This window comes from Paenibacillus sp. FSL L8-0494, from assembly GCF_038003695.1.
Classification (GTDB): Bacteria; Bacillota; Bacilli; order Paenibacillales; family Paenibacillaceae; genus Paenibacillus_AQ; species Paenibacillus_AQ odorifer.
In genome coordinates, this window is sequence record NZ_JBBOPQ010000001.1 from 3,217,042 (window position 1) to 3,230,809 (window position 13,768).

Here is a 13,768-nt window from a genome sequence, read left to right on the forward strand (position 1 = left end):
AGATGAAGAGTGGAGGTGTTAATAGGATGCGTAAGATAATTATTGGTTGGATATGGATTCCCGTTGTTATTTTGTTAATCAGTGGCTGTTCAGAGGCTCAACAAGCGAATAAGGAGCCGGTTCCTACTCCTGTAATTAGTTCAGAACCACAAATTCTAGCTTCTAAGAACCCTGCAATGGATGATCCAGGCGAGGTTAAGACTTTCTTATCTGCTCAGAAGATTCCTAACGGAGATATTTATCTGCAAGATAACAAGGTTCATATTAATATTGTAGGTTTGAACTCGGAGATTGAGCAGAGCTTTGCTCAGGCTTTCACTGCAGGTACTTATGAGCTTCATGATGTGAAATATACAATGCAAGAGTTATTAGCTGCTCAAGAATTGTTGCATGAACAAGAACTCTACCAGAAGCTGAATCTCTACGGCTCTGGTGTAGATACGATTGGTAATAAAGTAACTATTACCATTCCGTCTGATGATGCGGAAGCAGCCAAGCTTGAAATTGAAAAGTGGATCGATCCAGAGATGTTGACCTATGATATTTCAGAAATAGGTGATCCACATGTAGTGGGTACAATCGTTGAGATCGACACTAAACAGGCAAAGCGGATACTAATCCTTGAACCTGGAAACGAAGATCCATCTTACTGGTTCACAATCAATGCGAAATCTGAAATGTTTAATGAAGCTGGAGAGACCATCAGCTTTAAGGATTTGCAGGTTGGACAGCAGGTTAAGTTATGGAATACAGGGATGGTGCTGGAATCTTTTCCCGCGCTTGCGAGTGTGCGGAGAATGGAGCTAGCAGTTACTGAATAATCTAATAGACCCGTCAACAGGTAGCAAGTGCTCCATTCATTTGAACAGTAGATGGAAAGTGAGGGTGCTCTAACCCTCACTTTTTCTTAATTAGGAATAGTATACTTGTTCTACTTTATATAATGTATGCTCGATTGTTGGACAGAGATTGGCATCTACTTTGTAATATTTAACTCGAAAATATAAACTTTTCAAGAAATTCTTTATATTATTTTTTTGTTTAAAAGCAGGAAGAAATTCTGGATTTTTCTCCACATCACCAAAACTTCGAATCCATTGCTCTACATAAGTCTGACTAAGCATTTTTCTATCTAAAACACTAATTATGGGTCTTACCATTCGCTCATCTTCCCCATCGGAGTATATTCGATCTGTTATGGTCATCTTTTCGTGAACCAAATCGAGGATAGTTATAAGGTCATTTTTATCCAGTTCGGAACATTGAGCCAATTCATCTAAAGTATCTGCTGCATGGGCTATGGCATGAGCCCAGCCTTTTTCTTCGTCATACCCCCGGTAATCGCGCTCATTTTGCACACTGCAAAATACCTTCTCCTTTATCTGATGAATTTGCTCTCTTGAGAGAAATGGTGATTCTTTATGCCTCATGAAGAGGAGTGGGATGACTAGCATAGAGAAAGATCTGGTAAAGACAGAGTCTGCATTGGTTTCGCCAAGCTTAAAATGCAAATGGTTTTTATCCAAGATAACGGGTATAAGTTGCTCCAGTTCGTTTGTAGTTAGAGCATTACCTGGGATCCAATGTGATAAGGTTGTATAAATTAGCTCATCCCGTAGTTGGGCATCTAAAGAACCAATGTTATTTATCATTTCTTGTACCAACTGGATTGTATCGGGAGGTGCTTGGTAATCATTTTCTTTTATGCATATCAGCGTTTCTTTTAAATTCATTTTACATGCTCCTATTTTCCAGTGTGAATTATTTTCTAATACCGGATGGTGTAGTTCCTTTATATTGCTTAAACAGCTTGGTAAAATAATTAGGATTGTCGCAGCCCACTCGTCCAGCAATCTCCGTTACAGTAAAATCTGTCTCCAGCAGCAGTCGTTCTGCTTCATTTACGCGGCAAAGATTAACATAATCGATGAAGGTTCGGCCGGTGAGCTTCTTAAAGGTTTTGCAGAAATGGTATGGATTTAGATTAACGGATCTCGCGGCGCTTTCAATAGTCATTTTCTCATCAAAGTGGTTCTCCATATACTCCAGCAGTGGCTTAAAACGCTCACGATTGAAGGAATGACGTTCATTTGTTCTGCCAGAAACCCGCTCAGGCAAAAAGGTACGGGAGAGCAATACAAAAAGCAGATGAAGTTGATTTTTGATGATTAGCTGAAATGCAGGACCTTTCTGATGCACTTCATCCACGATAGTGTCTAGAAGAGAGTAATAAGTAGAACAGGTTGGAACAAGTGCTGCTGGTTTAACTGGTAGCTGATATCGATTTTCCAAATAGGGAGCTACGAACTGCTCATGTTGAGGATCTTGCTTCCAATCTTTAAATAAAGAACTATGAAATACGACGGATATAAATCGGACATGATCATCCCGCAGACTATATCCAACGTGCAAACCTCCAGAAGGAACAAACAAAACCTCTCCGGGATGCAGTTCGTAGGGCTTGCTGTCAATGTGGAAAATGGCGTTGCCTGCTTGCATGATAATGATTTCGAAATGCTCATGCCAGTGTAGAAAAAGGATGTTCTGGCCGATTTTCGCATGTCTGCATTCATTAAAAAACAATCGAAACGGATAGGTGCTTCCTTCTAATTGAGGGTATTCTTTAAGATCATTAGGATAGCTCAATATTTATTCAACTCCCACAATATACGACTATATAAACACAATATAATAAGAGTTTTAAGCTTAAATGCAGTATATACTCGGGTTATAGAACTTACTATAAACCAATATTGGAGTGGTACACAAGATGAAGGATACAATGCGTATAGGCACATTAGTTGGTGGCGGAGATGCTGTTAGAGTGATTCCGCAAATCGTAGGTCATGGCTTCGAATCTTTTAGCTTAACCTTCTGGCAGACTACAGGTGAAACAGATCTTGTGGAAACTGGTAAGCGTGTGCAAGAACTTGCGGCAAAACATGATTTTGTGATTTCATCGGTTGGCATCTTTGGCAATCCTTTGACGAATACTGGTGACAATTCCGATGCATTAGCGAGCTGGGAACGGCTTATTGATCATGCTCATGTATTTGGTACTGATATGGTATCAGGGTTCACGGGACGACTACCAGGAGTGTCCATTGATGAATCGATTCCGAAGTTTACCGAGGTATTTGGTGAGCTGACAAAAAGAGCAGCAGATCGCGGGGTACGAATTGCCTTCGAGAACTGTTCCATGGATGGCAATTGGACTTCAGGGGACTGGAATATCGCTCATCATCCAATAGCCTGGGAAAAGATGTTTAACGCTGTACCTGCTGACAATATGGGACTTGAATGGGAGCCCTGCCATCAGATGGTGCAGCTGATTGATCCGATTCCACAGCTGCGCAAATGGACAGATAAGATCTTCCATGTACACGGCAAGGATGCCACCATCGCTTGGGATATTGTAAAAGAATATGGAATCCACGGCCCAAAACCTTATGTATGGCACCGTACTCCGGGTTTTGGTGATACGAACTGGACGGATGTTATTTCCATTTTGCGTCAGGCTGGTTATAAAGGTACCATTGATATTGAAGGTTGGCATGATCCTGTCTATCGGGATGAGCTGGAAATGATGGGTCAAGTACATGCCTTGAATTATTTAAAACAATGCCGCGGGGGCAGCTTTGTGCCTAATCCGCTTTAATAAGTCAGGGGGAGAAATATGACAGCACAGTACCATGTAGCGGTTGCAGGTTGCGGAGGAATGGCTAACGCATGGATTGAATACGCTTTATTGCGTCCAGATACTAAGATCGTTGCTCTAGTAGATATAAGGTTGGAGTCGGCTGAGGCGATGGCTGCGAAGCATGGGATTTCATGTCTGACGTTTACGGATATTAAGCAGGCAATTCAGGAGACCGCAGCAAATCTCGTCTTTGACGTTACCGTTCCCGGAAGTCATTTCAATATTTCTAGTACTGCATTGGAACTTGGGTGTAATGTGTTTAGTGAGAAACCGTTAGCTGAGACTACGGAGGAATGTAATAAGATTGTTGAGATCTCGGAACGGACTGGAAATGCTCATGCTGTGATGCAGAACCGCCGTTATGATCCTCGAATTCGTTCTTTAAGAAAAATCATAGAATCAGGAACCATCGGAAGAACAGGATTTATCGGTGCAAGCTTTTTCCTTGGGGCTCATTTCGGGGGATTCCGTGATGTTATGAAAAGTCCGCTGCTGTTGGATATGGCAATTCATACCTTCGACCAGGCCCGGTTTATTAGTGGCGCGAACCCTGTGTCCGTATACTGTCAGGAGTTTAATCCTCCCGGTTCATGGTATGAGGGGAATGCGTCGGCAGTGTGCATTTTCGAGATGTCCGACGGTTCAATATTTACCTATCAGGGATCTTGGTGTGCAGAAGGTGCATCCACGTCATGGGAAGCTTCTTGGCGGGTTAACGGGGAGAAAGGAACAGCAATCTGGGATGGTCATGAGCTGCCATATGCTGAGGTAGTTACTGCAGGAGATCAGAGCGATAAGTTCATTCGTGACGTAAAGCGTATAAATGGAGATAATGTTGAGATGAATAAAACATTCCATCACGGGTGTTTGGATGAGATGTTCTTGTCGTTGGCAGAGCAACGTCCTGCAGAGACGAATTGTAGAGATAATCGGTATAGTATGGCAATGGTGTTCGGAGCGCTGGAAAGTGCTGAATCTGGCCGGAAAATCGATCTAGTGGAGTTCTGAGATTGACTTCTGTTACTACAATCGCCAGCAAGGAGATCAAAATGGATATTAGAGCTTACCGAGAATCGGATATTAGTCAAATTGTCTCATTGTTCTACGAAACAGTTCATTCCGTAAACAAACAAGACTATTCACAGGAACAGCTAGATGCTTGGGCACCTAAAGAGGAAGAGGTACTTAAGCATAATACTTGGAGAGCTTCTTTGCGTCAAAATATCACTTATGTAGCCGAAATTGATAATATTATTGTGGGCTTTTCTGATATGACAGCAGAGGGACATTTGGATCGATTATATGTTCACAAAGATTACCAAGGACTAGGTATAGCCTCTGCATTGGTGAGTAAGCTTGAATTGAAAGCGAAAGAACTGGGTCTTTATGAAATGGATGCCGAAGCAAGCATCACTGCTAATCCTTTTTTTGAACGACGGGGATACCAGCTTATTGCGAAACAAAGTGTAGAACGAAAAGGTGTTCTGTTGGTCAATTATAGGATGAGTAAAAAAATAATGTAATTCAAAAAAGCAGGTTGCTCATTAGAGCAGTCTGCTTTTTGTGATAAGAAGGATATTCAAATTCACCCATCAATCAAGTTCATTAATGCTACAGTATCAAATCGATCCCCTTGCACTAACCATTTACCGTCCACATCAAAGAGAGTCAATATACCTTCCAAAGGCACACGTTTACTTTCTTTGTCATCCTTATCCAATAGGACAAGATCCACCGTATATTTTAACTCGATAATATCTTTTTTTTGTTCGGAAAGGTTAAATTTTAGGTTTTCCGGTTTTAAAGAAAGCTTTTGTTTATCAGCGATTTTAATTGGGATAGTTGTAATTCGGCTCGCTATAGCCTTTTCAGTAAAGTATTCTGTAAAATACGGTTTCATCTCTTCATTTCGCGCAAGAATGGATTCATCAGACATTAAATCCTCAGAAGCCTTGACGGTATATTCTACATTTTTATATTTCTCTGCGGCTTTAGTGGCATCATCTACCTCTGAACTACATCCGATAATTAACGCAAGAGATAATAATATCATACTCAATATCAACGGTGATTTACGCATTAGTACACCCCCAATGTATTTAATCTTGCATTATTATACTTATATTACCATGTTGTGGTTTCATAATTTCAAGAAGAAAATGATTCAACTCCCTAAATATGGTATGGTGTAAATATGATCGTAAATTTGCGGTGATTAAACTAAAAAGTAGAATCGAAAGGATTATTAAAATGAACACATCCTTAAAATTCACACACGGGAATAAAGTCGGACTGATTGCTTGTTCAGATGGTGTGAGAGTAGAGAACCTACCTAAAGTAGAGGAATTAAAAAAAGTTTTGCATTCATTTGGACTCCATGTAGTGGTGGCTAATACTTTGTTTAGAAAAGATGGTTATTTCAGTGGAAATCCAAAGGAAAGGGCAGCGGAGCTGAATCAACTATTTAAAAATACTGAAATTAGCGCGATATTCGATATTTCAGGTGGGGATTCTGCCAACCAAATCTTAGAGTACATAGACTACGAAAGTATCCGTATGAACCCCAAACCCTTTTTTGGAATGAGTGATTTGTCAGTTATTTTGAACGCTTTATTTACGCAAAATAATTCGAAATCCTATCATTATCAGTTGATGAATTTAGTGTCTTCTGATGGGGCAGAGCAGCAGAGGGCTTTTTATCGAACATTCTTCGAGGGGCAAAACGATCTTTACGATTTCCGGTATCATTGGGTTCGTGGTAACCAGATGAGCGGGATAGTAATCGGGGGGAATATTCGCTGCTTTTTGAAGCTGGCAGGGACAAGCTATTTTCCGGATCCTTCGGACAAAATTTTATTGTTGGAGAGTTTAAGTGGCAGAGCTAACAAAATAGTCTCCTTTTTTGCTCAGCTCCAGCAATTGAAATATTTTGATGCTTGTGCTGGATTGATTCTAGGGTCATTTTCAGAACTAGAGAACTTTAATGAATTTCCGATAGTAGAAGCGTATGTGAAGGAAATTAGCCATTCCACCTCCATTCCTATCATAAAGACAGCTGAGATTGGGCATGGCAGTAACAGTAAGTTTATTGTTGTGGGCGATAAAATCACTTTGTAAAAAAGGTGGAGTGTGCGATGGGCAAAATTCTTTGCTTCATATCTGATGATTTTGCGGATTTTGAGATTACCTTGGCACTACATAAGATTAGAAATGTTGGAAAAAAAGAAGTGTTATCCGTAGGATACAGTTATGAATCTGTAGTTAGCGAATCTGGTCTGACTTATCAACCTGATTTGGTCCTCAAAGAAGCAGTTAAGCTTAATGATATTGAAGGGCTAATTATTCCCGGAGGTCCGATTGTAAATCAAAAACAGGATTTAACTGATCTGATAAACCATCTTGATCGAGAAGAGAAGATGCTGGCAGCCATATGTCATGGACCACAGTATTTAGGACGAGCGGGCATTTTAGACCATTGTAAATTCACTACTTCGTGTTCAGTAGAAAGAATCAGTAAACTTAATGTAGAGGATCCATTTCCAAGAGACAATTATGTTGATAAGAGAGTAGTTAGAGATGAACATATCATTACTGCTAAAGGCCGTGCTTTTGTTGATTTTTCATTTGAAATCTTTGATTATTTAGGGATTTATCAGGATCTAGATGAAGAAAAAGAACAATTGTTTAGGGATATTATGGATAAATAGCAGTGATAGATGATAAACAGGGAGAGTTGACGTGGAAACTAATTTAAACGAAAAGAAAAATGATTATAAACCATTAGGGATATCAGGACTTGGGGGATGGTTGATTCTTGTACAAATCGGTCTTTATGGGACGATTATCATTCAGTTGATGCAGCTTTTTCAGGATTCTTTTACAGCATTTGATGCCGATATCTGGACTGCTTTTACTTCTAAAGGTTCGGATTTCTATCATCCCTTGTGGGGATTTATAATTGTTTTTGAAACCACTTTCAATATAGCTATATTAGCGTTTAGTGTATATATTCTAATTAATTTCTACAGAAAAAAAGCATTTTTACCACGGTTATTGATTATTTTCTATATTGCAATCCCTGTAGTAGGAATCATTGATGTTGTACTTCTTTATCAAATTCCTCTTGCCAGAGAACTTGGAAATGGAGATTCACTCAAAAGGATCATTAGGTCAGCGTTTACTTGTGCAATTTGGACTGCATATTTATTGAAATCAGAGCGAGTACATAATACATTTGTAAAGTAATTTAATAAAGTGATTTAAAGGAGGGGTATGATGTCAACCGATTATCTATCAAAAGAAGAATTGAAAGATGCGATTCATATTGCCTATCAGTCTCTTGATCAAGAATTTGATGGCATTGAGAACTCCCAAAGAGACAATCGTATGGAAGGGGTTGATCGAACCCCAGCAGAAATCATTGCTTATCAATTGGGCTGGTTGAATCTTGTTATGAAATGGGATAAGGATGAAAAAGCAGGGTTAACCGTTATTACACCTTCACCGGATTATAAATGGAATCAACTTGGCGGATTATATCAATCGTTTTATCATACATATGCTGCCTACTCATTAGACGAGTTAAGATCTTTATTTCAAGAGACAGAACATCAGTGGCAGAACTGGATTGATTCTTTAAGTGATGAAGAACTTTTTACGCAAGGCGTGCGGAAATGGACAGGAAACAATCCAAGATGGCCTATGGTCAAATGGATTCATATTAATTCAGTAGCACCGTTTAAGACTTTTCGTTCTAAGATTCGCAAATGGAAAAAGCTTAATGTAACTAAGGTATTATAAATCAAGCCCCCGCCTAAGAGAAATCTCTGAAGCAGGGGCTGTTTTAGGCTGTTCAATGATCAGTATGAAGGATATAAGATTAGTGGAAGAGAATGTATAGCGGTAGGTGAATAGATTAGTAAAGGACGGATTATTTTTGAAGAAAATATCTATTATTGTAAGTACATTTATATTTTTGATTGCATTAAGCTCGATTATATTTGTCGTGGTAAACAACTCTGCAAAACCCATTAAAAGTCCTGAGAACATTGAACTAAAAGAGTTGGCGAATGGAAACAAAATACAAGTGGACTTCTCGAAGAAACCCACTGTATTCGTATTTTTCACCTCATGGTGTCCATATTGTAATGACGATGCTCCTAAGATTGTCTCATTGTATGAGAAATATAAAAATAGAGTGAACATATACGGAATCAATTTGCTTTATCAAGATGATCTTTCTGATGTAGAACAATACGTGGCGAATTACAACATTAAGTATCCCGTTCTCCTAGATGAAACAGGTGATCTCCATAAACAATTTGGTGAACAAGCTTTTCCTGCGTTGTTTTTTATAAACTCTGATGGCAAGGTTATGGATCAAATTATTGGCTCGACTGATTTTGACGCAATTGAGAGCTCGTTTAAGATTTTCATTAAAAACTATGATTAGTGTGAGATATATGAAATCAAAGAAACCCATAATCATCTTCGCATTTCTTTCATTTTTGCTTCTCACAACAACGATACTTTTGAACGATTTCGAACAATCGAGGGAGAGAGTTACTGAGTTCTTCGAAGATTTAAAAGACCAATCGAATCCAAGCTAGGAGGTTGAGATGAAGAAATTCATTATTGTAATTCTAGCTATAATTGCTTTATCGTCATTACATGCGGTCTCCGCGGATTGGGCCGGTTCGTTTGTTGTTTATTCAGGTGACATCTACGAAATATCAGATGATGAACTCATCCCCTCGGAAGAAATCGATAAGAAGATAGGGCATGTAACTAAATATTCCGATGAGGAAGGAACGTACAGGGGGAATTTCTCGAATATTTATCCTAAAGGTACGCCCTACTATTCAATTATCAATACCGATCCAAAAGATTTTATTGCTATTAAGACCCAAGAGGGTATCTTTGTAAAAGCTTATAATAAAGGCCATTATCCCAATGATGAATTGGTTGAAAAAACGATTTGGATGTATTTCTTATTGGGAACATCGGTTATTGTCTTATTAATTATTTGGATAATGAAGCGGAGGAAAGCAGTGTTGTCGCTAGAACGGCGTGGTGAAAAATTCAAGTTCAAAGGGTGAATCTAGTGGAAGAAACATCTAGTCTAATCAAAAAATTATCATGGCACACACGCGAAGAGGAAAAGGAAGAAGCAATTCATAAGCTACAATATATAAAGGATGAAGCTTTGCATTTATTAGTACAACCTATATCAAAAGACTATTGGGATGGAGCGGCTGAAACAGTCATACGTTTAGGATATCCACGTGTGAAAAGCATATTGCCGGGTTTGCTTGAATGGATACAAGATTTAAATTGGCCAGGTGCGCGGGAAATAGCTGATTTTTTACTTGAAATAGGTGATCCGATGATTCCATATGTTAAAGATGTACTAAATCAATACAGCGATGATCAAGAATGGGTGTACTGGATTTTTGAAGTATTAATTAATCATTGGAATACGGTACAAGTCCTACAGATACAAGCAGAATTAATTAAGATTTCACAGGAAAAAGCCAATGACCTATCGGCATTAAGAATCTTATTAACTCACGGTATATACGCAAAAGATGTGGTCTATGAAATAATCCAGCGAAAAAAAGATGTCCTTGTATTTGAACTCAAGGAACTTCATGATACTCATCCTGAAATTGATTGCGAAGCTCTTCATAAAGAATTCTTAAATCAGCAGCCTAATTTAATTAAACAGTTTCATGAGCACAATAAAGACCGGTTTTATATATGTAATGCGATATCTAACCGCCAAGAAGTTTTAAGAGAAATAGAAATTTTTACAGCTGAGTTTCTCACTTCATGAAGTTATCAAGCTTTACTGAAATAAATTGAAAGGAGACGTACCAGTGAACAACATCAAAGTGCTTCATTATGATGCTTTTTCGCCCTATCCGAACAAAGGAAATCCAGCTGGTGTAGTATTAGATTCGGTAGAGATGGGAAAGTAAATGTAGAAGTGTACCGACTAGATTCTGATAGAATGGATGGAACTGCGGTGTTTGTGGGGGAGGTAGATTTAGGGAAATGATAAAATATACTCACTTGGAGTGTACGGAGTCTTAGTGATACCCAGTTAGAAGAGGTTAGATCAACTCCTTTTGTGAAGAAAATAATGCTGGGTCATTATTAGAACTTTAATGATCTATGGAATGGAGGTAACCTCATGATTGAAATTGATTGTCTGGGAGAAATCTGCCCAGTACCAGTAATGATGTTAAAAAAACATCAAAAAGCCATTCAAAATGGCGAAAAAGTGATGCTGGTTACTGATCATAGCTGCGCGAAAGTTTCTATCACGGATTACTGTCGTGGTTCAAATCTAAAATGTTCCATTCAAGAAGTCATTAATGGGGTATGGGAGATTACGATTGAGCTATAAGTTCAACATAATGTATCAATCAATGTCTTTTCTATATAACGAATTAATTGTTTCGTATCATTGTCACAACGCTGATTGTGTTTTTTTACCATGTAGACATCGTTATTTACCTGGAACTGATCAATATGAATGATCTTGAGTTGTTTACTATACAACTCTTTTTTTATGGACATATAAGGGAGAAAGGCGACACCATGTCCTCTAATGGCAGCAAGCTTTACCGCCTCAATGGAGTCCAGATTAAACAGTATATTTAATTTAAGCTCCCCTGCAGATATGTTGTTCAAAGCCCTTTGCACACAATGAAGCTGTGAGGACCAGATTAAAGGATATTTAGGGAGCTCATTCAGTGTGATTTTATCAGGACATACAGTCGTACTGCTTGCCACTAACATAACTTGATCAGAAAACACCATATTGGAGCATAATTCAGATTTCGGGGAAGGCCCGGAAATAAAGCCAACATCACCTTCTTCAAGAAGTAAACGTTCCTCTACTAGTGACGATGCCCCTTCGTTTAGAGTGATATGGCAATTGGGAAAATGTTTTTTTACCTCATATAAGGTACAGGGCAGGGCATAATTACAGACTTCTGGAATCGCATAAATAGACAGCTCATGTTGTGTTGGCTGTAAATGATTGATTTCTGTGACCATATCATCATATAATTTACAGATTTGCTCCGCATACTTCTCCGCTATAATCCCTGCTTCTGTAAGGCTGGCCCCTTTATTACTTCTCACAAAAAGCTCAGAACCCAGGGTATTCTCCCAGGATTTCAACTGCTGACTAAGTGCGGATTGGGTGATATGAGATTTCTGAGCGGCTTTAGATATACTTTTTAACGAAGCAATATCTAAAAATAATTTAAGCGTTTCCATATTCATACTTATTCCTCCTGTTGCCCGCTGTTAGTGCACACTATAGCATACTTGATTACGCTCCATCTGTGCCATTAGTAACACTTATACAGCATAAAGAAAGCAGATAACCACAGCTCGAATAAGTATGTTACTATTTTCACATAGTCAATTACATAAAACGATGGAGGTGTTAGAATATGGGGCAAACCGTAAGTCCCGAAACGAAATCAACCCGAACCAGAGCTCCTAGAAAACCTAAAAAGAGTCAGTTGCCCATCGCGTTGCTGGTTACAGTTCTCATTATTGGGTTTGGTTTTTTCCTAGACCATTCCCACGATAAAATGGTTGTCTACCTGCTTTTCGGTATTTCGTTTGGCGTTATTTTGCAAAGATCACGATTCTGCTTTACTGCATCACTTAGAGATCCATGTATTACAGGCAGCACATCGGTAACAAGAGCTGTACTGATAGCATTTTCTCTCGCTACGATCGGATTTACAGCCATTAAGTATCCAGCGTTCCTGGAAGGTAAACCGATTCCTGGGATGGACAATGTGGGTCAAATCAGTTTTGCTTTGATAATTGGCGCTGTATTATTTGGAATTGGCATGGTTATTGCAGGTGGTTGCGCTTCGGGTACATTGATGCGTGTAGGTGAAGGGTTCACAATGCAGATGCTGTCGCTTGTATTTTTTATCATTGGTTCACTTTGGGGATCACATGATATGGGTTGGTGGAGAGCTAACGTTATAAAGGATGCACCAACAGTATTTTTACCAGACGTCTTTGGTTGGCTTGGAGCACTAGTTGTTCAGTTCCTGATCATTCTTCTGTTGTACATCGCTGCAGTTAAATGGCAAGAGAAAAAGATGGGAAGCGCAGATTAGTATAAGTTATTACGTGAATATTTTCACTATTGGTATTTCAAAAAAATATAAAGGTGGTTTTTAAGATGGCTGAATTTACACTTGATTGCATGGGAGAAGCTTGTCCGGTACCGTTAATGAGAACAGAAAAGAAGATGACTGAACTAAATGTTGGAGACGTTTTAGTTGTTGCTATTGATCATAGTTGCGCAATGAAAAACGTACCAGAATGGGCGAGAAAACAGGGACATAATGTGGAAATCGAAGAGGTCGATGATGGCGAGTGGGAAGTTGTTATTGAGAAGGTAAAATAGGATCGCTGAGTAGGAAAGGACGGTGAATGAAACGGTGAACGAATTCTGGTTGAAGATATCGTCTAACCGCTTTTACAAGCAATTGCTCAAAGAACCGTTTACTTATGTAACTGGAGCTGTACTTCTGGCTGTGTTCGCTACAGCACATCTGGCTGTTTTCTCAAAAGGATGGGGAGTAACCAGCGCCTTCGCGGACTGGGGAGCTTGGGCGTATCGACTGGTAGGAGGAAATGTAGATAACTGGGCTTACTTTAGTACGGAGAAAGCTCAAAAAACATTATCTTCCGGATTTTTAAATGATGGTGGGTCCATTCGAAATGTAGGGATTATCTTAGGTGCATTAGCAGCGACATTGTTTGCTTCCGAGTTCAAGCTTAAGAAAATTAAGTCCAAAAAGCAGGTAGTGGCGGCTGTACTTGGTGGGTTGCTCATGGGGTACGGAGCTAGACTGGCTAATGGATGTAATATAGGTGCATTATTTACGGCTATAGCTTCTTTATCGCTTTCAGGCTGGATTTTTGGATTGTTCCTGCTGGTTGGTGCATTTATAGGCAGTAAATTATTAGCCAAATTCTTTATGTAAAAGTGAAATAGGCTGAGCTTATAGTGCTGAC

The 13,768-nt window shown here is 39.1% G+C and carries 19 protein-coding genes; 15 read left to right on the forward strand and 4 right to left on the reverse strand.

The window, feature by feature from the left end:
• The first annotated feature begins 26 nt into the window (after positions 1-26).
• The gene (locus NYE35_RS14735; RefSeq protein ID WP_076105577.1) at positions 27-821 is read left to right on the forward strand and encodes a hypothetical protein; all 795 of its coding nucleotides are present in this window, start codon (positions 27-29) and stop codon (positions 819-821) included.
• Positions 822-911: 90 nt separating this feature from the next.
• Here NYE35_RS14735 and NYE35_RS14740 read toward each other — a convergent pair whose 3' ends face one another.
• On the reverse strand, positions 912-1,733 hold the full coding sequence (locus tag NYE35_RS14740; protein WP_341121471.1) for a DUF2785 domain-containing protein: 822 nt from the start codon (positions 1,731-1,733) through the stop codon (positions 912-914).
• Between the two features lie 28 nt (positions 1,734-1,761).
• The gene (locus tag NYE35_RS14745; RefSeq protein ID WP_076272479.1) at positions 1,762-2,646 is read right to left on the reverse strand and encodes a helix-turn-helix domain-containing protein; all 885 of its coding nucleotides are present in this window, start codon (positions 2,644-2,646) and stop codon (positions 1,762-1,764) included.
• A 124-nt stretch (positions 2,647-2,770) separates the two neighbouring features.
• Between NYE35_RS14745 and NYE35_RS14750 the strand changes: the two genes are divergently transcribed.
• The 3 genes from NYE35_RS14750 to NYE35_RS14760 are packed head-to-tail and all read left to right on the forward strand — an operon-like array spanning position 2,771 to position 5,223.
• Positions 2,771-3,658 (forward strand): sugar phosphate isomerase/epimerase family protein, encoded by an 888-nt coding sequence (locus tag NYE35_RS14750; protein ID WP_038570709.1) that lies wholly within the window; start codon positions 2,771-2,773, stop codon positions 3,656-3,658.
• Between the two features lie 18 nt (positions 3,659-3,676).
• Complete coding sequence (locus NYE35_RS14755) at positions 3,677-4,708, forward strand: Gfo/Idh/MocA family protein (protein ID WP_341121473.1); 1,032 nt, start codon at positions 3,677-3,679, stop codon at positions 4,706-4,708.
• Between the two features lie 41 nt (positions 4,709-4,749).
• On the forward strand, positions 4,750-5,223 hold the full coding sequence (locus tag NYE35_RS14760) for a GNAT family N-acetyltransferase (protein WP_076105794.1): 474 nt from the start codon (positions 4,750-4,752) through the stop codon (positions 5,221-5,223).
• Positions 5,224-5,285: 62 nt separating this feature from the next.
• Here NYE35_RS14760 and NYE35_RS14765 read toward each other — a convergent pair whose 3' ends face one another.
• The gene (locus tag NYE35_RS14765; protein WP_076105582.1) at positions 5,286-5,780 is read right to left on the reverse strand and encodes a hypothetical protein; all 495 of its coding nucleotides are present in this window, start codon (positions 5,778-5,780) and stop codon (positions 5,286-5,288) included.
• Between the two features lie 170 nt (positions 5,781-5,950).
• Between NYE35_RS14765 and NYE35_RS14770 the strand changes: the two genes are divergently transcribed.
• From NYE35_RS14770 to NYE35_RS14805, 8 genes are all read left to right on the forward strand, one after another.
• Complete coding sequence (locus NYE35_RS14770) at positions 5,951-6,817, forward strand: S66 family peptidase (RefSeq protein WP_076274421.1); 867 nt, start codon at positions 5,951-5,953, stop codon at positions 6,815-6,817.
• A gap of 17 nt (positions 6,818-6,834) precedes the next feature.
• Entirely contained in the window at positions 6,835-7,407 is a 573-nt protein-coding gene (locus NYE35_RS14775) for a DJ-1/PfpI family protein (RefSeq protein WP_036678282.1), read from the forward strand.
• 31 nt (positions 7,408-7,438) lie between these two features.
• Complete coding sequence (locus NYE35_RS14780; protein WP_036678279.1) at positions 7,439-7,945, forward strand: DUF2569 domain-containing protein; 507 nt, start codon at positions 7,439-7,441, stop codon at positions 7,943-7,945.
• Between the two features lie 27 nt (positions 7,946-7,972).
• Positions 7,973-8,500 (forward strand): ClbS/DfsB family four-helix bundle protein, encoded by a 528-nt coding sequence (locus tag NYE35_RS14785; RefSeq protein WP_341121476.1) that lies wholly within the window; start codon positions 7,973-7,975, stop codon positions 8,498-8,500.
• Between the two features lie 136 nt (positions 8,501-8,636).
• A complete protein-coding gene (locus tag NYE35_RS14790) occupies positions 8,637-9,152 on the forward strand; it encodes a TlpA family protein disulfide reductase (protein WP_051491011.1) in 516 nt (171 codons plus the stop codon).
• A gap of 166 nt (positions 9,153-9,318) precedes the next feature.
• Positions 9,319-9,798: a hypothetical protein gene (locus NYE35_RS14795; RefSeq protein ID WP_179090023.1), complete on the forward strand. Its 480-nt coding sequence runs from the start codon at positions 9,319-9,321 to the stop codon at positions 9,796-9,798.
• Between the two features lie 5 nt (positions 9,799-9,803).
• Positions 9,804-10,535 carry a DUF5071 domain-containing protein gene (locus tag NYE35_RS14800; RefSeq protein WP_076105586.1) on the forward strand — a complete coding sequence of 244 codons (732 nt, stop codon included), beginning with the start codon at positions 9,804-9,806 and terminating at the stop codon, positions 10,533-10,535.
• A gap of 360 nt (positions 10,536-10,895) precedes the next feature.
• The gene (locus NYE35_RS14805) at positions 10,896-11,111 is read left to right on the forward strand and encodes a sulfurtransferase TusA family protein (protein WP_036678264.1); all 216 of its coding nucleotides are present in this window, start codon (positions 10,896-10,898) and stop codon (positions 11,109-11,111) included.
• A 2-nt stretch (positions 11,112-11,113) separates the two neighbouring features.
• Here NYE35_RS14805 and NYE35_RS14810 read toward each other — a convergent pair whose 3' ends face one another.
• Positions 11,114-11,998 carry a LysR family transcriptional regulator gene (locus NYE35_RS14810; RefSeq protein ID WP_036678261.1) on the reverse strand — a complete coding sequence of 295 codons (885 nt, stop codon included), beginning with the start codon at positions 11,996-11,998 and terminating at the stop codon, positions 11,114-11,116.
• 173 nt (positions 11,999-12,171) lie between these two features.
• Here NYE35_RS14810 and NYE35_RS14815 point away from each other — a divergent pair, with 173 nt between their 5' ends.
• The 3 genes from NYE35_RS14815 (at position 12,172) to NYE35_RS14825 (ending at position 13,737) form a co-directional block, all read left to right on the forward strand.
• Positions 12,172-12,861 (forward strand): YeeE/YedE thiosulfate transporter family protein, encoded by a 690-nt coding sequence (locus NYE35_RS14815; RefSeq protein WP_036678259.1) that lies wholly within the window; start codon positions 12,172-12,174, stop codon positions 12,859-12,861.
• A gap of 65 nt (positions 12,862-12,926) precedes the next feature.
• On the forward strand, positions 12,927-13,154 hold the full coding sequence (locus NYE35_RS14820) for a sulfurtransferase TusA family protein (RefSeq protein WP_036678256.1): 228 nt from the start codon (positions 12,927-12,929) through the stop codon (positions 13,152-13,154).
• A gap of 22 nt (positions 13,155-13,176) precedes the next feature.
• Entirely contained in the window at positions 13,177-13,737 is a 561-nt protein-coding gene (locus NYE35_RS14825; protein ID WP_232061338.1) for a YeeE/YedE thiosulfate transporter family protein, read from the forward strand.
• The last annotated feature ends 31 nt before the right edge of the window (positions 13,738-13,768 follow it).

What these genes read in the sequence shown, in the direction of transcription:
- NYE35_RS14735 (WP_076105577.1), top strand. Translation starts at nt 27, where the DNA reads ATGCGTAAGATAATTATTGGTTGGATATGGATTCCCGTTGTTATTTTG.
- NYE35_RS14740 (WP_341121471.1), bottom strand. Translation starts at nt 1,733, where the DNA reads ATGAATTTAAAAGAAACGCTGATATGCATAAAAGAAAATGATTACCAA.
- NYE35_RS14750 (WP_038570709.1), top strand. Translation starts at nt 2,771, where the DNA reads ATGAAGGATACAATGCGTATAGGCACATTAGTTGGTGGCGGAGATGCT.
- NYE35_RS14755 (WP_341121473.1), top strand. Translation starts at nt 3,677, where the DNA reads ATGACAGCACAGTACCATGTAGCGGTTGCAGGTTGCGGAGGAATGGCT.
- NYE35_RS14760 (WP_076105794.1), top strand. Translation starts at nt 4,750, where the DNA reads ATGGATATTAGAGCTTACCGAGAATCGGATATTAGTCAAATTGTCTCA.
- NYE35_RS14765 (WP_076105582.1), bottom strand. Translation starts at nt 5,780, where the DNA reads ATGCGTAAATCACCGTTGATATTGAGTATGATATTATTATCTCTTGCG.
- NYE35_RS14770 (WP_076274421.1), top strand. Translation starts at nt 5,951, where the DNA reads ATGAACACATCCTTAAAATTCACACACGGGAATAAAGTCGGACTGATT.
- NYE35_RS14775 (WP_036678282.1), top strand. Translation starts at nt 6,835, where the DNA reads ATGGGCAAAATTCTTTGCTTCATATCTGATGATTTTGCGGATTTTGAG.
- NYE35_RS14785 (WP_341121476.1), top strand. Translation starts at nt 7,973, where the DNA reads ATGATGTCAACCGATTATCTATCAAAAGAAGAATTGAAAGATGCGATT.
- NYE35_RS14795 (WP_179090023.1), top strand. Translation starts at nt 9,319, where the DNA reads ATGAAGAAATTCATTATTGTAATTCTAGCTATAATTGCTTTATCGTCA.
- NYE35_RS14805 (WP_036678264.1), top strand. Translation starts at nt 10,896, where the DNA reads ATGATTGAAATTGATTGTCTGGGAGAAATCTGCCCAGTACCAGTAATG.
- NYE35_RS14810 (WP_036678261.1), bottom strand. Translation starts at nt 11,998, where the DNA reads ATGAATATGGAAACGCTTAAATTATTTTTAGATATTGCTTCGTTAAAA.
- NYE35_RS14815 (WP_036678259.1), top strand. Translation starts at nt 12,172, where the DNA reads ATGGGGCAAACCGTAAGTCCCGAAACGAAATCAACCCGAACCAGAGCT.
- NYE35_RS14820 (WP_036678256.1), top strand. Translation starts at nt 12,927, where the DNA reads ATGGCTGAATTTACACTTGATTGCATGGGAGAAGCTTGTCCGGTACCG.